This is a genomic window from Herbaspirillum sp. UBA812 (assembly GCF_002296545.1).
Lineage (GTDB): Bacteria > Pseudomonadota > Gammaproteobacteria > Burkholderiales > Burkholderiaceae_D > Herbaspirillum > Herbaspirillum huttiense.
This window is the reverse complement of sequence record NZ_DBIC01000211.1, coordinates 26,814-47,074: the sequence shown is the minus strand read 5'-3', so window position 1 is coordinate 47,074 and position 20,261 is coordinate 26,814. Positions and strand designations below refer to the sequence as shown.

At 65.2% G+C, this 20,261-nt stretch carries 20 protein-coding genes; 8 read left to right on the top strand and 12 right to left on the bottom strand.

What is annotated here, in order from left to right; translation table 11 throughout:
* Positions 1–2: 2 nt before the first annotated feature.
* A complete protein-coding gene (locus tag B3873_RS14070) occupies positions 3–413 on the bottom strand; it encodes a hypothetical protein (RefSeq protein WP_286866787.1) in 411 nt (136 codons plus the stop codon).
* 29 nt (positions 414–442) lie between these two features.
* On the opposite strand from B3873_RS14070, the gene B3873_RS14065 reads away from it, so the two are divergent.
* Both B3873_RS14065 and B3873_RS14060 read left to right on the top strand, forming a co-directional pair.
* On the top strand, positions 443–1,252 hold the full coding sequence (locus B3873_RS14065; RefSeq protein WP_286866784.1) for a lysozyme inhibitor LprI family protein: 810 nt from the start codon (positions 443–445) through the stop codon (positions 1,250–1,252).
* A 139-nt stretch (positions 1,253–1,391) separates the two neighbouring features.
* Positions 1,392–1,598 (top strand): hypothetical protein, encoded by a 207-nt coding sequence (locus B3873_RS14060; RefSeq protein ID WP_166675067.1) that lies wholly within the window; start codon positions 1,392–1,394, stop codon positions 1,596–1,598.
* A 13-nt stretch (positions 1,599–1,611) separates the two neighbouring features.
* Here B3873_RS14060 and B3873_RS14055 read toward each other — a convergent pair whose 3' ends face one another.
* Both B3873_RS14055 and B3873_RS14050 read right to left on the bottom strand, forming a co-directional pair.
* Entirely contained in the window at positions 1,612–3,024 is a 1,413-nt protein-coding gene (locus tag B3873_RS14055; RefSeq protein ID WP_286866781.1) for a PLP-dependent aminotransferase family protein, read from the bottom strand.
* Between the two features lie 127 nt (positions 3,025–3,151).
* On the bottom strand, positions 3,152–3,901 hold the full coding sequence (locus B3873_RS14050) for an SDR family oxidoreductase (RefSeq protein WP_276841004.1): 750 nt from the start codon (positions 3,899–3,901) through the stop codon (positions 3,152–3,154).
* Positions 3,902–4,004: 103 nt separating this feature from the next.
* On the opposite strand from B3873_RS14050, the gene B3873_RS14045 reads away from it, so the two are divergent.
* Positions 4,005–4,952, top strand: coding sequence for an AraC family transcriptional regulator (locus B3873_RS14045; protein ID WP_286866778.1), 948 nt, complete (start codon positions 4,005–4,007; stop codon positions 4,950–4,952).
* Here the strand turns inward: B3873_RS14045 and B3873_RS14040 are convergent.
* On the bottom strand, positions 4,949–5,587 hold the full coding sequence (locus B3873_RS14040) for a GntR family transcriptional regulator (protein ID WP_286866776.1): 639 nt from the start codon (positions 5,585–5,587) through the stop codon (positions 4,949–4,951). The genes B3873_RS14045 and B3873_RS14040 overlap by 4 nt on opposite strands.
* Before the next feature lie 110 nt (positions 5,588–5,697).
* Here B3873_RS14040 and bioB point away from each other — a divergent pair, with 110 nt between their 5' ends.
* Genes bioB through bioD form a run of 5 tightly spaced genes read left to right on the top strand, consistent with a single transcriptional unit; the run spans position 5,698 to position 11,065 of the window.
* Positions 5,698–6,708 carry a biotin synthase BioB gene (bioB, locus tag B3873_RS14035; RefSeq protein ID WP_286866775.1) on the top strand — a complete coding sequence of 337 codons (1,011 nt, stop codon included), beginning with the start codon at positions 5,698–5,700 and terminating at the stop codon, positions 6,706–6,708.
* Positions 6,708–7,874, top strand: a complete 1,167-nt coding sequence (locus B3873_RS14030; protein ID WP_286866773.1) for a cytochrome P450 — start codon at positions 6,708–6,710, stop codon at positions 7,872–7,874. The genes bioB and B3873_RS14030 overlap by 1 nt, the downstream gene beginning before the upstream one ends.
* A 10-nt stretch (positions 7,875–7,884) precedes the next feature.
* Positions 7,885–9,045, top strand: a complete 1,161-nt coding sequence (gene bioF, locus B3873_RS14025) for an 8-amino-7-oxononanoate synthase (protein ID WP_286866771.1) — start codon at positions 7,885–7,887, stop codon at positions 9,043–9,045.
* Positions 9,042–10,388 (top strand): adenosylmethionine--8-amino-7-oxononanoate transaminase, encoded by a 1,347-nt coding sequence (gene bioA, locus B3873_RS14020; protein ID WP_286866769.1) that lies wholly within the window; start codon positions 9,042–9,044, stop codon positions 10,386–10,388. The genes bioF and bioA overlap by 4 nt, the downstream gene beginning before the upstream one ends.
* Entirely contained in the window at positions 10,385–11,065 is a 681-nt protein-coding gene (bioD, locus tag B3873_RS14015) for a dethiobiotin synthase (RefSeq protein WP_286866767.1), read from the top strand. Before bioA ends, bioD begins: the two co-directional genes overlap by 4 nt.
* Here bioD and B3873_RS14010 read toward each other — a convergent pair.
* The 8 genes from B3873_RS14010 to B3873_RS13975 form a co-directional block, all read right to left on the bottom strand.
* Positions 11,043–11,651 (bottom strand): DUF6988 family protein, encoded by a 609-nt coding sequence (locus B3873_RS14010; RefSeq protein ID WP_039785847.1) that lies wholly within the window; start codon positions 11,649–11,651, stop codon positions 11,043–11,045. The genes bioD and B3873_RS14010 overlap by 23 nt on opposite strands.
* A 56-nt stretch (positions 11,652–11,707) precedes the next feature.
* Positions 11,708–13,348, bottom strand: a complete 1,641-nt coding sequence (locus tag B3873_RS14005; protein ID WP_286866765.1) for a histidine kinase famiy protein — start codon at positions 13,346–13,348, stop codon at positions 11,708–11,710.
* Positions 13,349–13,557: 209 nt separating this feature from the next.
* Positions 13,558–14,211 (bottom strand): ABC transporter ATP-binding protein, encoded by a 654-nt coding sequence (locus B3873_RS14000; protein ID WP_286866764.1) that lies wholly within the window; start codon positions 14,209–14,211, stop codon positions 13,558–13,560.
* Positions 14,208–14,969, bottom strand: a complete 762-nt coding sequence (locus B3873_RS13995) for an ABC transporter ATP-binding protein (protein WP_209535832.1) — start codon at positions 14,967–14,969, stop codon at positions 14,208–14,210. The genes B3873_RS14000 and B3873_RS13995 overlap by 4 nt, the downstream gene beginning before the upstream one ends.
* On the bottom strand, positions 14,966–16,861 hold the full coding sequence (locus tag B3873_RS13990) for an ABC transporter permease (protein ID WP_286866762.1): 1,896 nt from the start codon (positions 16,859–16,861) through the stop codon (positions 14,966–14,968). The genes B3873_RS13995 and B3873_RS13990 overlap by 4 nt, the downstream gene beginning before the upstream one ends.
* Before the next feature lie 49 nt (positions 16,862–16,910).
* Positions 16,911–18,098: an ABC transporter substrate-binding protein gene (locus B3873_RS13985; RefSeq protein WP_245202040.1), complete on the bottom strand. Its 1,188-nt coding sequence runs from the start codon at positions 18,096–18,098 to the stop codon at positions 16,911–16,913.
* A gap of 112 nt (positions 18,099–18,210) precedes the next feature.
* Positions 18,211–18,747, bottom strand: a complete 537-nt coding sequence (locus B3873_RS13980; RefSeq protein WP_121045563.1) for a response regulator transcription factor — start codon at positions 18,745–18,747, stop codon at positions 18,211–18,213.
* 129 nt (positions 18,748–18,876) lie between these two features.
* Positions 18,877–20,259 carry an ATP-binding protein gene (locus tag B3873_RS13975; RefSeq protein ID WP_209535829.1) on the bottom strand — a complete coding sequence of 461 codons (1,383 nt, stop codon included), beginning with the start codon at positions 20,257–20,259 and terminating at the stop codon, positions 18,877–18,879.
* Between the last annotated feature and the right edge of the window lie 2 nt (positions 20,260–20,261).

Here is a 20,261-nt window from a genome sequence, read left to right as displayed (position 1 = left end):
ACTCATTTCATCAATAGGCGTGAGTGCGAGCGAGTCCCGTTTGGGATGAAGTGCAAGGCGCGAATTTGGGTCAAGACTGGGCGTCTTGACCCAAATTCGTAACGCAGCAATTCGCCCAAACGGGCCGCTCCCTCCGGGTTCTGCCCAGAAAGGGCGCTGGCCGCGTTGCGCTCCTTGCGTGTGGCACCGCCACACGACGCGTCGCGCGCCTTGCCAGCGCCCTTTCTGGACAGAACGCATCTCACGCCTATTGATGAAATGAGTTCTACTTGGATGTGGGCGAGCTTGCGCGACTGCGCACGGGCAATTGTGAAGAACGGCCAACATGCTTTTTCAGCTGCAAAGATTTTAAAAAAAATCCGTTTCTTCTCCGCGTTTTGGGCAGCCAATGGCAGTGCGATGCTGGCGCCCATCACGTCCCCGCAATACGGAGAGTCTCGCCATGAAAACCCTGCCCCTCATCCTCCTGCTCAGCAGCGCCAGCCTGTTGGGTGCGCTGGAACTTCCGTCGGCGCGTGCCGCCAGCTTCGACTGCAGCAAGGCCGGCTCGGCCAATGAAAAGACCATCTGCCGGGACGCCGAGCTGTCGGCGCTGGACGATCAACTGGGCCACGCCTACCGCCGCGCGCGCCAGGCTGCAGCCGATCAACGTGCCTTCCGCACCGCCAGCGATGCGCAATGGCGCTGGCGCGAAGACAACTGCCGCGACCGCGCCTGCCTGCTGGTCTGGTATCAGCGTCGCCAGACCGAACTGGAGGCACAAGCCGCGTCGGCCATCGCAGCGGCCCTGCTCACCGCCAAAGGAAATGCGACTTCGCCTGCGCCCGCCCTGCTCGCAGTGCCCCCTGCCCAGGCCCCGCTTGCGGCACCGGCCGCCCCAGGCTTGCGGCTGGGCCTGGACGCGCGCCAGATCGACCACCTGGCGCCGGCAGGCAGCACGCCCTGGCCGCATTACGCGCGGGCCGAACGCGGCCAGTATTTCTACCGCGACCCCGAGGCCGGCGAGACCCAGCCGCTGGTGGCCGTGCGCTATTACGGCATCGAAAACGGCCAGTACATCCTGGAAGCCGTGCGCGGCCAGACCGTGCTGCGCTACACCTGCAGCGCCGACTGCCGCTACATCGCACAGCTGGCCCTGCCGGGCGACGTGGAAAAGGATACGGTGATCGTCAGCAATGACCGCGCCTCCCTGCCCGGACTGATCGTCAGCGATGCGGTCAACGGCTTGCTGGCACCGGTGCAATCGCGCTAGGTGGCGTCACGGATGAGATTGCGTTCTTGTCCTACACGCCTTTGCGAAGGCGGATGACAGGCAGGAGAACACGCCAGCGGCATACTGCGCAACATCGAGCATGGTGCGCATGCTCCCCTTGCCCTGGCGAGAAGCTCCTATGAAGAAAATCGAATTCGACGGTTACCTGCTGGTCTATCAGGCCGATGATAGCGAAGGCCGCTGGAAAGGCTCCTACGCGATCCTGAAGGATCGTGCAGAAATCACCCGGGGCTCCCTGCCCCTGTCCGCCCATTCGGAGGACGAAGCCGTCGGCGAGATTCTGGCAGCCGCGCGCCGCCAGACCAGTCTTGCCATCGCGGCCTAGGTTCTCACACCACCTACACTACTGTTTCGCGCAGGCTGCGGCGATGGGCCAGTTCCATCAGCCGCCGCAAGGCGTGGACCAGTTCAAAGCGGCTGCGCGAACGCCCCAGCGAGAGACGAATGTGCGGCGCACCGCTGCGCGCGGGTTCGCCGTCACCGGCCTGGAAACTGTCCTGCGCAACCACGTTGAGCCCAGCCTCCCTGGCCTTGCGGACGAAGTCCTGCCCCTTCCAGTGTTCCGGCAAAGCCTTCCAGAGATGGATGCCGCCGCTATCGGCCGGCCCTTCCTCACCCAGCGTACGCAAGGCCAGCGCCTGGCGCGCCCAGGCTTCCTGGCGGATGCCTTCGGCCAGCATGGCGGCGGTGCCGTCGTGGATCCACTGCGTCGACAGTGCCGTGGTCAGCGGCGTGGACATCAATACGAAAGACCGCAGTGCAGCCAGCACTTCGTCCTGTGCCTGTCCTTCCGGCGTGAGCACATACGCGGTCCGCAATCCGGGGAGCAGGCACTTGGCCAGCGTGGACACGTAAAACACATGCCGCGGTGCATAGTACGCCAGCGGCCTGGGCGCATGGGCCGCAAAGCGCCAGTAGGGATCATCCTCGATGATGCGCAGATCGAGCCGGGTGGCGACGGAAGCGATCTCGGCGCGGCGCGCGGCCGGCATGGTGCGGGTGGTCGGATTTTGCAGCGTGGGATTGAGATAGACCAGCCGCGCGCCATACTTGCGCACCATGGTCGTGAGCAGATCCGGGCGCATGCCTTCGTGATCCACGCCGACCGCAACCACGCGCCGCCCGAGCTGGGCTGCCGCCGCCAGCAGGCCAGGATAGGCCAGCGGTTCGGCCAGGACGGTTTCACCCGGACGGGTCTGCGACAGCAGCAAGGCAGCCAGGGCCGACTGCGCGCCCGGACAGGCCAGCACCCGTTCGTCTTCCACCGGCCCCAGCATGTCCTGCAGCCACATCGCATCGGCGGCGCGGTCGGCACTGCTGCCGCCACCCAGGTGATACGTCATCAGCAGATCGACATCACTGTGCATCAGCACCTGCGACACCCCCTGGCGCAGCAGGTCATCCAGATCAATACCGGCCGGCGGCGGCGGGATGTTCATCGACAGGTCGATCACCTGGCTCAGGTCCACCTTGGGCGCGGCCACGAAACTCCCGGCGGCGCCGCGTCCCTCCAGCAACTGGCGGCGGCGCGCTTCGCCGTAGGCGCGGGTGACGGTGGTGAGATCGACGTCGAGGCGATCAGCCAGCATCCGCTGCGGCGGCAGGCGATCGCCGGGCTTGAGGCGTTCGTCGGCGATGGCCTGCTCCAAAAAGCCCACGATCTGCAGATAACGTGGACCGCCATGCGCCGTGAAACGGCTGATCCAGTCCACGGAGGGATCTGCGGTGTGTGAAGGGTCCGGTCTGGCCATGGAAAATCCTGGTGAAGGGCTGCCTGCCGGCAGGTGTACAGGCAGACATCTAGTATGGATGCACCAACAACAAAAATCCATACATCGCCACTGCCCCTTGTACCAAGGTTTTCCGGGCTGCTGGCGTTTATGCGGAGGCCGAGCGCATCCATTCCACCGCATCTTCTCCTGCGGCGATGCGCATCGGCGCTCCTGCCTCGGTCGCCGCCCGCCACACCGCTTCGGCTACATCGCTGGCGTGGGTGATCTGGCTGTGATCCTGGAAATTGCTGAATACTTCCGCCGCGAGTGCGCCGTAAGCATCCGGGATCGCCCCTTCCATGCGCGGCCGGGCATTCTCGGCGAAGCGGGTCTGCGGTGCGCGCCCCGGCAGGACCAGACGCGCCTGCACGCCGACGCTGGCCAGTTCGAGGGCGACGGATTCGGTGAAGGCATTCACGGCAGCCTTGCTGGCCGTGTAGACCGCCAGCAGCGGCAAGGAACGCAAGGTCACCGAGGAGGTGACATTGACGATCACGCCCGCGCCGCGCTGGCGCATCTGCGGGATGACCGCCTGCGTCATGGCGATGCTGCCGAGGGTGTTGGTGTCGAAGATCTCGCGCACCTGCGCCATGGGCTGGGCTTCGACGGCGGCGAGCGCACCGATACCGGCATTGTTGACCAGCACGTCAATCGGGCCGGCCTCTGCGATGGCAGCGGCGATGCTGGTATCGCTGGTCACATCCAGCGGCAGGATGCGCAGCCGGGGCGAGTCGGGCAGCAAGTCGCTGCGCGGTGTACGCATGGTGGCGATGACCTGCCAGTCGCGTTGCAGGAAGTACGAGGCGATTTCGAGGCCGAAGCCGGACGAACAGCCGGTGATGAGGACGGTTTTCATGCTGGATTCCTTGTGAGGTGAAAGAGAACAAGGCGAAGAATAGGCGCCCGTGGCCGGACTTGCTACAATCCGGAGTCCATCATTCATTGGCAATCGTCCAGCCATGACCGAACCCGCACTCACCGATCCCCTGGCCGAAGTGGTCAGTCTGCTGCAGCCGGCCGCCCGCTACACCAAGTACGTCCAGGGTGCCGGTGGCTGGCGGGTGCAGCGTTCCCGGCCGGAGCTGGCCTTCTATTGCGCGGTGCTGGAGGGCAGTTGCCGCATCCTGCGCGCAGATGCCGGCGCAATGACCGAGGAGACCTGCATCGTGCTGCACGCCGGTGATTTTTTCCTGGCGCCAGCCTTGCAGGGTTTTACCCTGGCCAGCATGGACGATTGCGATGACGCCCTGCTCGATGAAGACAATCCGCCACCGCGTCTGCCTGATGGGCGCTATCACCTGGGGACGCTGGGCTTGCCGCCGCAGGTGCAACTGGTGGTCGGCCATTGCGTCTTCGCCTCGCCCGATACGCCGCTGCTGCTCTCGCTGCTGCCCAGCCTGGTTGTGGTGCGCGCCCATGCGCGCCTGCATACGCTGGTGCAACTGGTGGGCGACGAATACCGCGCCGAGCGTCCGGCGCGCGACGTCGTGCTGGCGCGGCTGCTGGAGGTGCTGCTGATCGAAGCCCTGCGTTCCGGCACGGACACCGGAGCGGCCGCCACACCCGGCCTGCTGCGGGGTCTGGGCGATGTACGGCTCGCAGCGGCGCTGCGATCCATACATGCGCGGCCCGCCGACAACTGGAACGTGCTGCGGCTGGCGCGGGCTGCTGCGCTGTCGCGCTCCTCCTTCTTTGAACGCTTCCGCCGTGAAGTCGGACTGGCTCCGATGGAATACCTGCTGGCCTGGCGCATGGCACTGGCCAAGCGGCTGCTGCTGGGCGAGGCGGCCTCCATGGCGACGGTGGCGCAGCAGGTAGGCTACAGCTCGGCCTCCACCTTCAGCGTGGCCTTCAGCCGGCATGTCGGCGTGCCGCCGTCGCAGTTCGCCCAGCAGGGCAAGGCCTAAGCCGTCACGAAGCCGACCCGTTCCATGGTGCCGATGTGCATGCTCAGCAGCTGCACGGCACGGTCAGTCTTCTTGTCGCGCAAGGCGTCGATGATGAGGCGGTGATCGTGATCCGAACGCGGCTGCCAGCCGCGCTTGAAGCCGGTCGAGAACAGGTAGCGTGAATTGGTCAGCTGCAGTTGCTTCAACACCGCCAGCAGGCGCGGCATGCCGCATTCGCTGGAGAGGATGTCGTGGAACAGGTTGTTGGCGGCATCCCATTCGATCAGCGATGCGGCCTGGGCACAGGCCTCCTGGGCGGCTTCCAGGCGGGCGATATGTTCGGGGCCGAACTTGCGGATGCTGTGGCGCAGGGCCAGGATTTCCAGCGAGCCCCGCATCTCGGCATTTTCCTTGACCGCCGCCCGGTCCACCTGCGTGACCCGCACCCCGCGACGGGGCAATGTGAGCACCAATCCCTCGGCTTCCAACTGACGAAACGCTTCCCGTACCGGCACGTGGCTGGACCGGAATTCCTGTGCCACGTGATCCTGCCGAAGCGCCGCCCCGCCTGCGATTTCACCGCGGATGATGCGCGTGCGCAGGACCTCCGCGATGCGTTCCACGGTGCTCGGATGCTCGGAATGAAGCGCCATATTTTTATAGATAATCTATGAAAAAAGAAATTGTTGAACGAATTTGAGCGAAGTTAGAATCCGCCGAAGCTGAATTCTAAGCCTTTTCACTCACGGACCGGATTTTATCGATGAGCCAGTGCCCTTCCACCGCCGCTGCCCAAGCCAGCGCCCCCCTGCATTTCCACCGCCCTTTGGCCGCCATCGACAGCAGCGCGGCCGAGCAGCTGTTTGAACTGCCCTTCCTCGATCTGCTGTACCGCGCACAGACCATGCATCGCCAGCACCACCGCGCCAATGAAGTTCAGCTGTCCAGCCTGCTGTCGATCAAGACCGGGGGCTGCGCGGAAGACTGCGGCTATTGCTCGCAGTCGGCGCATCACAAGGAAGCGGGCGTGCCGGCCGGCAAGCTGATGGGCGTGGACGAGGTAGTGCAGGCCGCACAAGCCGCGCGCGACCAGGGCGCGACGCGCTTTTGCATGGGTGCGGCGTGGCGCAATCCCAAGCAGCGTGACATGGCCGCGCTCACCGAGATGGTCAGCCAGGTGCGCGCACTCGGGATGGAAACCTGCATGACCCTCGGCATGCTGGAGCAAGCCCAGGCCGAGGCGCTCAAGCAGGCCGGACTGGACTACTACAACCACAACCTCGATACCGCGCCCGATTTCTATGGCCAGGTCATCTCCACCCGCAGCTACCAGGACCGGCTGGACACCCTGCAACGCGTGCAGGAAGCCGGCCTCAACGTGTGCTGCGGCGGCATCATCGGCATGGGTGAGACGCGCGCCCAGCGTGCCGGCCTGATTGCCCAGCTGGCCAGCCTGCCGGTGCCGCCGCAATCAGTGCCGATCAATCACCTGGTGCCGATCGCGGGCACGCCGCTGCAGGATGTGGCACCGCTGGACGAATTCGAATTCGTGCGCACCGTGGCGGTGGCCCGCATCGCCCTGCCGCACGCGGTGATCCGCCTCTCCGCCGGGCGCGAGAGCATGAGCGAAGCGACCCAGGCACTGTGCTTTGCAGCGGGTGCGAACTCCATCTTCCTCGGGGCCAAACTGCTGACCACGGCCAATGCGCCGGTCTCGGCCGACCTCGACCTGCTGCAGCGCCTGGGCCTGCAAGCGGCACCTGCGGCCGCCTGATGCCACTGCACTGGAGCAGCGCCCACTGCGGCGGAGCCTGGGTCATCACCGGCTACGAGGAAGTCGCCGCTGCCTTGCGCGACCCGCGCTTCTCCGTGCGGCGCGCGGCCCGCTGGATCAACAGCGGGCTCGGCGATACCGGTAATGGGCAGCAGGACGAAGCGCAGCGTCAGTTCAAGCGCCTGTTCTCGCGTTCCTTGCTGTTCCTCGACGGCCGCGCCCATCGCCGCCTGCGCGGCGTACTCAATCCGGGATTCAAACCGGCTGACCTGCAAGCCCGGCGCGGCGACATCACCGCACTGGCACAGCGACTGGCCGATGACATCGTGACCGATCCGCAGGCAGCACGCGGCTTCGATTTCATCGCGCGCTTTGCACGTCCCCTGCCCGCCCTGGTGATTGCGCAACTGATGGGATTGCCCGACCGCGTACCGGCGGAATTCATCGACTGGGCGGCCGATCTGGCGGCCTTCATCGGCAGTCCGACGCCGGACGCCACGCAGACCCTCGCGGCGCAACAGGCGATGCGCAATCTGTGTGATTTCTTCAGCCAGGCATTGGCGCGCGCGGACGAGCTGCCCGAGGCTTGTCTTCTGCGCGGCCTGCTGCAAGCCCATGCAAGCGGACAACTGAATCGCAACGAATTGCTGGCCCAGTGCAGTACCCTGCTCTTCGCCGGCTACGAGACCACCCGCAATCTGCTGGGCAATGGCGTGCTCGCGCTGCTGCAAGATCCAGCGCAATGGGCAGCGCTCAAGGCCCGCCAAGCGGACCCCGCCGCCCTGCGGATGGCTGTGCGGGAGATGCTGCGCCATGACAGCCCGGTGCAGTACACCGGCCGCCGCCTGTTGCAGGAGGTGTCGCTGGCCGGTCAACGCCTGCAGCGCGGCCAGCTGGCCATCCTGCATATCGGGCAGGCCAATCACGATGCGCGCCGCTTCCGTGATCCGCAGCGCTTCGACATCCGGCGTGACGAAGGCATGCACCTGTCCTTTGGCCAGGGGCCGCACGTCTGCCTGGGTGCGGCGCTGACGCAGCTGGAAGCCGAAATCGCCTTCAGCGTGCTGATGCAGCGCCTGCCCACGCTGTCCCTCGCTGGCGAAACGCCGGTGTGGCAAGGCAATGCCGCCTATCGGGCGCTGGATCGCTTGTCCGTTTTTTTCTGAAAGCCCCTCCATGCAAGATTTCACCCGTGAGCTGGACGCCCTCGCCAGCCAGAGCCTGCTGCGCACGCGGCGTGTGGTCGACGGTCCGCAGGGACCGCTGCTGCAGGTCGATGGACACGACGAATTGTCCTTCTGCAGCAACGATTACCTGGGCCTGGCCAACCATCCGCAGCTCATCGCCGCTGCCGCCGAGGCCTTGCAGCGCTATGGCGTGGGTGCAGCGGCCTCGCCTCTGATCAGCGGCCACAGCCGCGCGCATGAAACGCTGGAAGACGAACTGGCGGCCTTTGTCCGCAGGCCTTCGGCGCTGGTGTTCGGCAATGGCTACATGGCCAACCTGGGGGTCGCCGCAGCGCTGGCCGGCAAAGGGGATACCGTCATCGTGGATCGCCTGGCCCATGCCTCGCTGATCGATGGCGCACGCTTGTCCGGGGCCAGCCTGAAGGTATTTCCGCACAACGATGTGAGCCGACTGGAGCAGGTGCTCTCCCGCTGCTGCAGCCCTCGCAAGCTGGTGCTCACCGATGCCGTGTTCAGTATGGATGGCGACCTGGCCCCGTTGGCCGAACTGGCGGCAGTGTGCGCCCGGCATGAAGCCTGGCTGCTGGTGGATGACGCCCATGGCCTGGGCGTACTTGGCCCGCAAGGACGAGGCAGCCTGGCCCTGGCGGGCGTACAGGCGCCGCACGTGCTGCTGATGGGCACGCTGGGCAAGGCGGCCGGGGTGGCCGGCGCTTTCGTCGCCGGTGACGCCGGCGTGCTTGCATGGATCCTGCAGCGCGCCCGTACCTACATGTTCAGCACGGCGCATCCCCCCGCGCTGGCCGCCGCCACCTCGGCCAGCCTGCGCCTGATCGCCCGCGAAGAGTGGCGGCGCGCGCATCTGCAGGTACTGGCCAAGCAATTGCGCAGCGGACTGGCGGGGCTGCCGTGGACACTCCTGCCCTCCCCGACCGCCATCCAGCCGCTGATCGTGGGCGACAATGCGGCCGCCCGCGCCCTCTCGGCTGCCCTGCGCGTCAGGGGCATCTGGGTGCCGGCGATCTGCCCGCCCACGGTCCCCAAGGGGACAGCCCGGCTGCGCATCAGCCTGTCAGCCCTGCATACCCCGGCCGATGTGGCGCGCCTGGTGGCGGCACTGAGATCACTGGCACAAGGAGAATCCGCATGACCATGGCAAGCCCGCTGGCCGCCCGCAGCCTGCGCAGCGTGTGGCATCCCTGCACCCAGATGCGCCAGCATGAGCGTACGCCTCCCATCGCGCTGACCCGTGCGCACGGTGCATGGCTGGTCGATACCGAGGGACGGCGCTATCTGGATGCCATCAGTTCCTGGTGGGTCAATCTGTTCGGCCACACCAATGCGCGCATCAATGCGGCCCTGATCGACCAGTTGGGCCAGCTGGAGCACGCCATGCTGGCAGGCTTCACGCATGAGCCGGTGGTGCAGCTCTCCGAGCGGCTGGCGGCGCTGACGGAGCATGCGCTGGGCCATTGCTTCTATGCCTCGGACGGTGCCTCGGCGGTGGAGATCGCGCTGAAAATGAGCGTGCATGCATGGCGCAATGCCGGGCATGCAGACAAGAATGAATTCATCTGCATCGCCGGCGGCTATCACGGCGAGACCGTGGGGGCGCTCGGCGTGACCGACACGCCGCTCTTTCGCAGTGCCTATGAATCCCTGCTGCGTCCGGCACATATCGCTGCCTCGCCCGATGCGCGCCAGGCGGAACCGGGCGAGACGGCCGCCGATGTCAGCCGCCGCGCGCTGGCCGATGTGGAAAGGCTGCTGCAGGAACGCAGCGGACGCATTGCCGCCCTCATCGTCGAACCGCTGGTGCAATGCGCTGCGGGCATGGCCATGCATGATCCACAGTATGTGCGCGGATTGCGCGGGCTGTGCGATGCCTACGGCGCGCACCTCATCGCCGACGAGATCGCGGTCGGCTGCGGGCGTACCGGCCGCTTCTTCGCCTGTGAGCAGGCGGCCGTGTGGCCGGATCTGCTGTGCCTGTCCAAGGGCATCAGCGGTGGCTACCTGCCGCTGTCGCTGGTGATGGCCAGCGAGGCCATCTATGCCGCTTTCTACGATGACGATGTGCGGCGCGGCTTCCTGCATTCGCACTCCTATACCGGCAATGCACTGGCGTGCCGTGCTGCGCTGGCGACGCTGGACATCTTCGAGCAGGAACAGGTGCTGGACCGCAATGCACGGTTCGCCCCGGTGCTGGCCCAGGCCCTGCAGCCGCTGGCGCAGGATGCGCGGGTGCGGCACGTGCGCCAGCGCGGCATGATCTGGGCTTGTGATGCGCGCATCGATGATGCCGCCGTCGCGGCAGGTTTTTCGCGCCGGCTCGCCGACGAGGCCGCGCAACGCGAACTGCTGGTGCGCCCGATCGGCAAGACGCTTTACGTGATGCCGCCCTACATCCTCGATGCGGCCCAGGCGCAATGGCTGGGCGAGCGTCTGCATGCGGCCTTCGATGCGGCGATGCGCGCCGAGGCTCGCCCATGAGCGGCCGCAGCTATTTCGTCACCGGTACCGATACCGGCGTCGGCAAGACGCTGGTGGCGTCCGCGCTCATCCACTTGCACGCCGCGCGAGGCGTGCGTGCCGGCGGCATGAAGCCGGTGGCGTCCGGGGCTTTCCTGCAGGACGGCGTCTGGTGCAACGAGGATGTGCAGGCCTTGCAGGCCGCGGCCAATGTGGATTTGCCGGTGCACCTGGTGAATCCTTACCTGCTGCGGCAGGCCACGGCACCGCACATTGCAGCGGCGGAAGAAGGCGTGCAGATTGCGCTCGATCACCTGGCGCTATGCCATGCGCAATTGCAGTCGGCGTGTGACGTACTGATTGTGGAAGGTGCGGGTGGCTTCATGGTGCCGCTCGATGCGGACCACAACAGCGACGATCTGGTGGCCCGGCTGGGCTTGCCCGTGATCCTCGTGGTCGGCATCCGCCTTGGCTGCATCAATCATGCCTTGCTGAGTGCGCTGGCCATCTGCGCGCGCGGGCTGCGCCTGGCGGGCTGGGTGGCCAATCATGTCGATGCTCGAGAGACGCAGGCCGGCGCCATGGTGAACACGCTGGTGCAGCGGCTGCAAGCGCCGCTGCTGGGGCGTCTGCCCTGGTCACCTGAAATGACGGCGGCCCAAGTGGCTGGTCTTCTTACTTGGCCAGATCCATCTTGACGACGTTGGACGTGCCACTGCGCACGGCCGTGATGTGCTTGTCGTGAATCGTGCGATAGCTGGCCAGCCCCAGTTCTGCCATGGAGTTGGACAATTCCACCAGGTCGGTGACGGCCTCTTCGGAATACATGGCATCGACCTCGTTGGCATCGAGCCAGTGACGGATGCGGCGCTCGCCGGAGAAGACGAAATCGCTCAGCCGCACCCAGTGGCCACCGAGGATGGCGGCCTCCTGGCCGTCGCGGCCGGCCAGTACGCTGTCAACCTGCGTGACCAGCTGGCGCATGCTCTTGCCGCTGCCGTCGACCAGGAAGCGCGTGAGCTCCTCTTCGCTGGCGCAGTACCACAGCCACAGGGCATTGAAGGCGGCCTCGATCTGGTGCCCGATGAGGGCAAAGGCCGAGGCGTGGACCGGCATGTCATCACGCAGCAGCAGGATGATGCCGCAGTGATGTTGCTGGGCCACAGTGAGACAACCGATGGCGGCGCAGGCGCGCCGGTCATCGGGCAAAGGCTGGCCGTTGAATTCGGCCGAAATGCGATAGGCCAGGGACTGCGCCCTGGCCAACAGGTGATCCAATTGCATGGGACGACTCCCCTTCGTGTGAGGGCACGTGTACGGACGACTTGTTGTTATTCTTTTCAGCTCACGCCAGTGGCGCCGTCGAGGACAATGCGGATCTTGCGGGCCAGCTCATCGTGGCGGTAAGGTTTGTCGAGGACGGGAAATTCGCCATCGGCACCATGCCGCTCTATCGATTCACTGGCATAACCGGTAGTTAATAAAATTTTGATGGAAGGTATCATGCGCCGGGCCTCTCGCGCCAGTACCACGCCATTCATGCTGCCCGGCATGATGAGGTCGGTGAAAAGCAGATCCACCTTCGGTTCGGAACGCAGCACCTGCAAGGCTTCCGTCGGTGAATTCACCATGCTGACGCGATAGCCCAGGCTTTCCAGCATCGCCTGGGCCAGCTCGGCGACTTCGATTCTATCGTCAACCACCAGAATGTGCTCGTGACCGCCTTGGGTATGCGTGCGGTTGTCATACTCGAAGGCCCCCCCGACCTGGTCCTGCGTGGCCGGGAAGTAGATCGAGACTGTCGTGCCGCGCTCTGCGCTGGAGACGATGCGCACGGATCCGCCGGACTGCTTGACGAAGCCATACACCATCGACAGACCGAGGCCGGTGCCCTTGCCTTCGTCCTTGGTGGTGAAGAACGGATCCATCACGCGCGGCAGGATGTCCGCAGGAATGCCCGGGCCGTTGTCCGTGACCGCGATGCAGACATAGAGGCCGGGTTTTACACCCAGCTGGATGGCACGATCCTCCGACGTCAGGTCTTCATTGCTTGTATGGATTTTTACCGTACCCTTGCCGGACATCGCATCGCGCGCATTGATGAGCACGTTCAGCAATGCCACTTCCATCTGGGTCGGATCGAGACGGCAATTCCACAGGCCCGAGGCCAGCTCGGTTTGGACCTCGATATCGCCACCGAGCGTGCGCTGCACGAGATCGGTGAAACCTTCCGTGAGCGAATTCAGGTTGATGGTGCGCCCCTCCAGCCGCTGCTTGCGGGCGAAGGCCAGCAATTGCTGGGTCAGCATGGCCGCCTTGCCGGAAGCCTTGCGGATGCTGTCGGCGCTGCGCGAGACACGGCCCAGGTCGGGCTTATCGCTGCGCAGGGCCAGATTGATGATGTCCAGGTAACCGCTGATGACCTGCAGCAGGTTGTTGAAGTCATGCGCGATACCGCCGGTCAGCTGGCCCAGCGCTTCCATCTTGCGCGCCTGGCCGAGGGCCTGTTCGGCGTCGCGGCGGCGGCTGATGTCCAGTTGCGAGCTGAAAAAGTATTTCAGTTCGCCATGCTGGTCATAGACCGGTGAAATGAAGAGCGCATTCCAGAACGTCGAGCCGTTCTTGCGGTAGTTCAGCAACTCGGTGGCGAGCTCGCGCTTTTCCGCCACGGCCTGGCGCACTTGTGCGACCACTGCGCGGTCGGTCTCCGGGCCTTGCAGGAAACGGCAGTTCTTGCCCACGACCTCGGCCCGGCTGTAGCCGGTCATGTTCATGAAGGCGTTGTTGACGAAGATGATGGGATTGTCCGGCTTGTTGGGATCGGACACGATCATCGGCATGCGCGTCATTTCGACGGCTGCAAAGAAGATATCGTTGGCGTCATCGCCTACCGCGACCTTGGCGTGGTCGTTGCGCATTCCTGCATCATTGAAGTCGTCGGCAGGCCAATGCACCGTGGGGTGCTTGGCGGTGTTGGGCATTGTATTTTTCTCCAGTGGGCTGGGCTCGGTTGCAGTGAGGCAACGGGAAGCGAGCTGCTTTCAGGAGTTTGGACACGGACGACCTCAACGGTTCCCGGTCGATTTGCAACAAGAATGCGAGTGCTCTGTTACATGTCGGCGCGCAGGTTGCGCAGCCCTTGCTGCAGGCCGGTTTGCCATGGATGAGCTTGCCGGGATGGCGTGCTGTCCTACGGCAACATGCGGCCCTGATCCAGTGTGTAGCTGCGGTCGCTGACCAGGCCGGCGAAGTGCGTATTCTGTTCGCAGAGGAGGATGGACATGCCGCGCCGTTTCAATTGCAGGATCATGTTTGCCATCTGCTCCACAATCACCGGGGCCACGCCTTCGGAAGGCTCATCCAGCAACAGCAGGTGCGGATTGCCCATGAGCGTGCGGGCAATGGTCAGCATCTGCTGTTCGCCGCCACTCATGCGTCCCCCGGGACGATGCGGCATACCCCCCAGGTTGGGGAAGAGCTCGAAGAGCGCCTGCGGCGTCCATGCCGGCTCGCCCGCGCGCGCAGGCTGCCGACCGGTTTCCAGATTCTGCAGCACGCTCAGTTCGGTGAAGATGCGCCGGTCCTCGGGCACGAAACCGAGTCCCAGGCGGGCGCGCTGGAAAGGGGCCAGGCGCGTGATGTCGCGGCCGTCCAGCGTGACCTGGCCCTGCGTGCCTTCCAGCAAGCCCATCAGCGCCTTGAGCGTGGTGGATTTGCCCGCGCCGTTGCGCCCGGTGAGCGCGACCACTTCGCCGCGCCCCACTTCCAGCGAGAGATCGAACAGGATATGCGCCTGCCCATAGAAGGCATGCAGTCCCTCGACCATCAACAATGGCCCACTCATGCCGGGCTCCCGAAGCTGGCACCCGAGCCGAAGTAGACCTCGCGTACCCGCGCGTCCTGACGCACCTCCTCGGGCAAGCCTTGCGCGATCAACTGGCCGCGCGCCAGTACGATGATGCGGTCGGCAAACGAGAACACCACATCCATGCTGTGCTCGGTGAAGAGTACCGACAAGCCGCGTTCGCTGACCAGGCGGCGTGTGAGGGCCATCAGTTCCTGCCGCTCGCGCGGGGCCATGCCGGCGGTCGGTTCATCCATCAACAGCAGACGCGGCGCATTGGACAGCGCCATGGCCAGCTCGACGCGCTTGATGTCGCCATAGGCCAGCACGCCGCAGGCCCGTGCTGCCTGATCGGCCATGCCGACCTGTGCCAGCAGGGCCATCGCTTCATCGTGCAGGCAAGCCGCAGCGGGACGCCATAGCTGCCACAGCCGGCGACGATGCGAGAGCAAGGCGGCCTGGACGTTTTCGAGCACGGTCAGCGATGCAAAAGCTGCCGACACCTGGAAAGTCCGCCCCACACCGCGCCGCCAGATGCGGCGCGCATCGAGACCGGCAATATCCTCGCCATCGAGCAGCACACGGCCGGCATCCGGACGCAACTGGCCGTTGATGAGATTGAAGCAGGTGGACTTGCCAGCACCATTCGGTCCGATCAGCGCCAGCATCTCGCCAGCCGGCAGCGTAAAGGAAACGCCATCCAGCGCGGCGACACCACCGAAGGATTTGCGCAGGCCATCGATCTGCAGCAGGCTCATGCGCCCTCCTCCCGCTTCAACGGTGCACGCAGGCGGCTGAACGCGCCTGCCATGCCGCCGGGGAACAGCAACACCAGCAGCAAGATCACGCCGCCCAGCAAGGCACGCCAGTAATCGGTCTCGCGCGCCACCAGGTCTTGCAGCCAGGTGAACAGCGCTGCGCCCAGCAGCGGACCGAGCAGGCTCTGCACGCCGCCCAGCAAGACCATCACCAGGCCATCCACCGAGCGCCCCACGCTGGCCACCTCGGGCGAGATGCTGCCCTTGGAGAAGGCGAACAGCACACCGGCCAATCCGCAGAACAGCCCGGCGATGGCGAAGCCGCCCCATTGCAGGCGGCGCACGTCCATGCCCAGCGACTCGGCGCGCACGGCCGCGTCGCGGGCGGCGCGCAAGGCCAGTCCGAACGGCGCATGGATCACGCGCCGCAGGAGAATGACGCCAAGCGCGGCACAGCCCAGGGCCAGGTAGTAGTAGGCCAGCGGCGAGGCCAGCGTTTCTGCGGGACGAATGCCGACCAGCCCGTTGCTGCCGCCGGTCAGGTCATCCCACTGGAAAAAGGTGGCCCACACGATCTGGGCGAAGGCCAGCGTCAGCATGGCCAGATACACGCCCGACAGCCGCACGCAGAACCAGCCGAACAGGATCGCGCCAGCCATGGCCGCGAGTGCACCGGCGAGCATGGCCAGCGGCATCGGCCACTGCAGTTTGAGCGTGACCAGTGCGGCGGCATAGGCTCCCAATCCGAAATAGGCGGCGTGACCGAAGGACACCATGCCCCCCGGCCCCATCAGGAAATGCAGGCTGGCGGCGAAGAGGACGGCGATCAGGATTTCCACCATCAGCACCGGCAGATAAGGAAAGCGGCTTGCCAGCAAGGGCAGCGCCAGCAAAGCCAGCAGCGCGGCCCATCCCGCCAGGCGTGCCTTGCGCCCGGGTGCGCGCAACGGCGCGTCATGGCCGGCACCGCTGCGCACCAGCGCCAGTGGCTTGCCGAACAGGCCCCACGGGCGCATCACCAGGATGGCCGCCATCACCAGAAATTCCACCACCAGCGTGAGCCGCGAGAGCGAGACCTCGATGCCGAACAAGGAGACATTGCCCAACGCAATGCACAGCGCCTTGACCTCGGCGATCAGCAAGGCAGCGGCGAAGGCACCGCCGAGCGAGCCCATGCCACCGACCACCACCACCACGAAGGCGTTGCCGATTGTATCGAGATCCAGTGCCAGGTTGGCCGGCATGCGTGGCCCTTGCAGCGCGCCGCCCAATCCGGCCAGAAAGCAGCCCAGCGCGAAGACGGCCGTGAACAGCCAGGCCTGGTTCACGCCCAGTGCGCCCAGCATTTCGCGATCCTGCGTCGCGGCGCGGATGAGCGTGCCCCAGCGCGTGCGGTTGAGCAGCAGCCACAGCAGCCCGAACACCAGCGGACCGATGACGATGAGCAGCAGATCGTATTGCGGCAGCCGACGCCCCAGCAGATGTACGGCACCGGAGAGCCCTGGCGCACGCGGGCCGAACAGGTCTTCCGGACCCCAGATCCAGAGCGCGGCATCCTTGATGATGAGGACGAGGGCAAAGGTGGCCAGCAGCTGGAACAGTTCCGGCGCACGATAGATGCGACGCAAGACCAGCACTTCCACCACGGCACCCAGCGCGGCCACGGTGAGCGCGGCCAGCAGCAGTGCGCCCCAGAAACCGAGCGCCGTGCTGCCCAGCCGCTCCACCAGGCTGTAGGCCACATACAGCCCCAGCATGTAGAACGAGCCATGCGCAAAATTGACGATGCGGGTAACGCCGAAGATCAGCGACAGGCCTGCCGCCACCAAAAACATCGCGGAAGCATCGGCCAGGCCATTGAGCAGCTGGACGGTGAGGCTGGCAAGCGTCATGGCATCAGCAACGGCCGCATTGGAACGTGAGCAAGATCAGCGTGGCAGGTCAATCCGCCGGACGCAGCTTCTTGACCTCGGCATCCGGCAACTGCAGGCTGGCGCCGTCGACATAGCTGAAGCTGGTCATGATGCCCTTGCCGTCCTTGATGCCGGTACGACCGACGAAAGCGCCCAGCGTGGACTGGTGATCCTGCGGACGATAGACGATGGAAGCCACCGGCGTCTCCACCTTCAGGCCCGAGAAGGCCGCAGCGAGCTTGTCGGCATCGGTGCTGCCGGCTTTCTTGATGCCGGCGGCAATGGACATCAACGCGCTGTAGCCAACCAGCGAACCATTGCGCGGGTAGTCGTTGAATTTCTTGCGATAGGCGTCCACGAACTTCTTGTGTTCGGGGGTGTTGATGGCGTACCAGGGGTAGCCGGTGACGATCCAGTTCTGCGGGGCTTCGTTCTTCAGCGGATCGAGGTATTCCGGTTCACCGGTCAGCAGCGACACCACCTCCACCTGATCGAACAGGCCGCGCGTATTGCCTTCACGCACGAACTTGCCCAGGTCGGCGGCGAAGAGTGCATTGAAGATGGCATCCGGCTTGGCATCGGCCAGCGCCTGCGTGACCGCGCCCGCATCGATCTTGCCCAGCGGCGGCGCTTGTTCGGCGACGAATTCCACATCAGGTTGGGCTTGCTTGAGCAGGGTCTTGAAGCTGGCGACGGCGGACTGGCCGTATTCATAGTTGGGATAGACGATGGCCCAGCGCTTTTTCTTCAGCTTGGCTGCTTCCTTCACCACGGACGCCACCAGCATGTAGGTGGACGGACGCAGGCGGTAGGTGTACTTGTTGCCGTTCTGCCAGACGATCTTGTCGGTCAGCGGCTCGGCTGCCAGGAAGAAGACCTTGTGCTGCTTGGCGTAATCGGTGAGCGCCAGGCCGGTATTGGAGAGGAAGCCGCCAAAGAGCAGCGCCACGCGTTCACGCGCCATCAGCTCTTCGGCCACGCGCACCGAATCCCCGGGGTTGCCATTGTCGTCGCGGGCGATCACTTCCAGCTTCTTGCCCAGCACGCCACCGGCGGCATTGACTTCATCCAGGGCCATCTCCCAGCCCCGGCGGTACGGTTCCAGGAAGGCAGGCTGCGCCTTGTAGCTGTTGATCTCGCCAATCTTGATGGTTTCCTGGGCCTGGGCTGCGCCTGCAGAAAGATTCACGATGGTCGCGGCGCACGCCCACAGCAGGCCGCGCTGGAAGTTGAAATGGTTCACGTCATTCCCTTCTGGTGAGAGTGCCCCGGCCGTTGCGGCGCGCGGGGCGGGCGTAATGATAACCGCTGGCGCAGCCGTGTGCAGTTTACTTCACACGCTGTTTTTCCAGCTTGCGCGCCAGGGTACGGCGGTGCATACCGAGGCGGCGCGCGGTTTCGGAGATGTTGAAATCGGTTTCCACCAGCACCTCGTGGATGCGTTCCCATTCCAGGGTCTTGATGGAGGTGGCGCGCGCGGGCAGTTCGACGTCGGACGCACCGGCCACGTGGCCGAAGGCGGCTTCGATGTCGTCGGTATTGGAGGGTTTGGCGAGGTACTGGCAGGCGCCCAGCTTGATGGCTTCCACCGCCGTGGTGATGCTGGCGAAGCCGGTCAGCACGACGATGAGCATGGCTTCATCGTGGGCATGCAGCATCTGCACGCAAGCCAGGCCGGAGGCGTTGCCGCCCAGCTTCAGGTCGACCACGGCATAGCCGGGACTGTGTTCTTTCAGGTGGGCCGCCGCTTCCTCCTGGCTGGCGGCCAGCAGGACGGTGTAGCCGCGACGCTCGAAGGAGCGTCCCAAGGTGCGTGCGAAGGCGGCGTCGTCCTCGATGATCAGAAGCAGGCGATCAGCCGGCATGTACATTTCCTATTTTTCTACTTTGCCAAAGCCGGTATTGTAAGGCGAGACGGCGCCGGGCATCGCCGGCACCTGAAGAAAAAGGAAATGATTACAGTCAAAGCCGCGTCAGGCACGGCTTGCGGCACATCAAGCGCCGGTCGGATAGTCCGGTGGTTCGCTGCCCGGCGCCGTTTCGGTCAGCGGGGCCAGGCTGATGGCCGACAGCGGCAGCTCAAGCGTCACGCGCGCGCCACCCGCGGCGCGATTGCTGGCCCAGACCCGTCCGCCCAGCTTGCGCGCCACGTTGACCACGAAGAACAGGCCCAGCCCGCGTCCCGGCTTGCCTTTGGTGGACTGATAGGGCTTGCCGATCTGGTTGATCATCCAGTCGGGGAAGCCGGGGCCGTGATCGCTCACTTCCATGAGCAGCAGATCCCCTTCCCGCCGCACCTCCAGCGCCAGCCATTGCGGCGAGACCTCGAAGGCGTTGTCCAGCACGTTGCCCAGCATCTGCTTGATGGCCGAGTCGAAGGCGACCGGCACATCCTGCCCGATCAGGTTGCGGTATTCGAAGATCTCCACCGGCCGCGTCTTGCGCCAGTCTTCGGCGACGCTGTCGAGGAAGGTGTTGATCGTGGTCTTGATGGATGATTCGCCGCGCGCCTCGCCGGCCGACAGCAACACGCCGCTGACGATGGATTTGCAGCGCTGCAGCTGGGCTTCCATCTCGGCGATGTCTTCCAGCATGTCGGCGCGCTGGCTGATTTCGGGCATGCGCTTCCAGTCACCCAGGATCACTGACACTGTCGCCAGCGGCGTCCCCAGTTCATGGGCTGCTCCCGAAGCCAGCAGACCCATGCGCACGATGTGGTCTTCCTCGGCGGCACGCTGGCGCAGGTCGGCCAGCAAGGCATCACCGGCGCGCAGGTTGCTGCTGATGCGGGTGATGAAGAACACCATCAGCCCGGCATTGAGCAGGAAGCAGATCAGCGTGCCCTCCACATACAGGCTCAGCAAGCCCGCGTTGTGGTCCGGCGGCAGTGCCAGCGGCTCGGAAAACAGTGCCAGTCCCGCCAGGCAGGCCATGGTCACGGCGACGATGGCCCAGCTCGACCAGGGCTTCAGGAGCACGGCCGAGAGGATGATCTGCATCAGGTACAGGAAGGCGAAGGGATTGGTGATGCCGCCGCTCAGGTAAAGCTGGAAGGTCAGCACCGCCACATCCACCAGCAAGGCCAGGAACAGTTCGGCATTGGTGGCGATGCGCCGTTCATGCCAGCGCAGGTGGCTGGCGATGTTGAAGGCGATCAGGCAGGACAGCACCTCCAGCATGTGCGGCAGCGGCAGGTGCAGGTCGAACACCAGCACCACGAAGGCAATCGTGGAGACCTGCCCCAGCACCGCCAGCCAGCGCAGCTGGATCAGCAGCAGCATGTTCTGGTGGCCGGCCGGGTTCTGCTCGCCCTGGCGCAGGCGCTGCCAGCGCTCGCGCAGGGTCTTGCGCTTGGCGACGGTGTCGGAGGCAGTCATCG

What these genes read in the sequence shown, in the direction of transcription:
- B3873_RS14050 (WP_276841004.1), bottom strand. Translation starts at nt 3,901, where the DNA reads ATGAAAACCGTCCTCATCACCGGCTGTTCGTCCGGCTTCGGCCTCGAA.
- B3873_RS14070 (WP_286866787.1), bottom strand. Translation starts at nt 413, where the DNA reads ATGGGCGCCAGCATCGCACTGCCATTGGCTGCCCAAAACGCGGAGAAG.
- bioF (WP_286866771.1), top strand. Translation starts at nt 7,885, where the DNA reads ATGCAAGATTTCACCCGTGAGCTGGACGCCCTCGCCAGCCAGAGCCTG.
- B3873_RS14010 (WP_039785847.1), bottom strand. Translation starts at nt 11,651, where the DNA reads ATGCAATTGGATCACCTGTTGGCCAGGGCGCAGTCCCTGGCCTATCGC.
- B3873_RS14045 (WP_286866778.1), top strand. Translation starts at nt 4,005, where the DNA reads ATGACCGAACCCGCACTCACCGATCCCCTGGCCGAAGTGGTCAGTCTG.
- B3873_RS14000 (WP_286866764.1), bottom strand. Translation starts at nt 14,211, where the DNA reads ATGAGTGGGCCATTGTTGATGGTCGAGGGACTGCATGCCTTCTATGGG.
- B3873_RS14030 (WP_286866773.1), top strand. Translation starts at nt 6,708, where the DNA reads ATGCCACTGCACTGGAGCAGCGCCCACTGCGGCGGAGCCTGGGTCATC.
- B3873_RS13995 (WP_209535832.1), bottom strand. Translation starts at nt 14,969, where the DNA reads ATGAGCCTGCTGCAGATCGATGGCCTGCGCAAATCCTTCGGTGGTGTC.
- B3873_RS14060 (WP_166675067.1), top strand. Translation starts at nt 1,392, where the DNA reads ATGAAGAAAATCGAATTCGACGGTTACCTGCTGGTCTATCAGGCCGAT.
- B3873_RS14040 (WP_286866776.1), bottom strand. Translation starts at nt 5,587, where the DNA reads ATGGCGCTTCATTCCGAGCATCCGAGCACCGTGGAACGCATCGCGGAG.
- bioA (WP_286866769.1), top strand. Translation starts at nt 9,042, where the DNA reads ATGACCATGGCAAGCCCGCTGGCCGCCCGCAGCCTGCGCAGCGTGTGG.
- bioB (WP_286866775.1), top strand. Translation starts at nt 5,698, where the DNA reads ATGAGCCAGTGCCCTTCCACCGCCGCTGCCCAAGCCAGCGCCCCCCTG.
- B3873_RS13975 (WP_209535829.1), bottom strand. Translation starts at nt 20,259, where the DNA reads ATGACTGCCTCCGACACCGTCGCCAAGCGCAAGACCCTGCGCGAGCGC.
- B3873_RS13980 (WP_121045563.1), bottom strand. Translation starts at nt 18,747, where the DNA reads ATGCCGGCTGATCGCCTGCTTCTGATCATCGAGGACGACGCCGCCTTC.
- B3873_RS13990 (WP_286866762.1), bottom strand. Translation starts at nt 16,861, where the DNA reads ATGACGCTTGCCAGCCTCACCGTCCAGCTGCTCAATGGCCTGGCCGAT.
- B3873_RS14065 (WP_286866784.1), top strand. Translation starts at nt 443, where the DNA reads ATGAAAACCCTGCCCCTCATCCTCCTGCTCAGCAGCGCCAGCCTGTTG.
- B3873_RS14005 (WP_286866765.1), bottom strand. Translation starts at nt 13,348, where the DNA reads ATGCCCAACACCGCCAAGCACCCCACGGTGCATTGGCCTGCCGACGAC.
- B3873_RS14055 (WP_286866781.1), bottom strand. Translation starts at nt 3,024, where the DNA reads ATGGCCAGACCGGACCCTTCACACACCGCAGATCCCTCCGTGGACTGG.
- bioD (WP_286866767.1), top strand. Translation starts at nt 10,385, where the DNA reads ATGAGCGGCCGCAGCTATTTCGTCACCGGTACCGATACCGGCGTCGGC.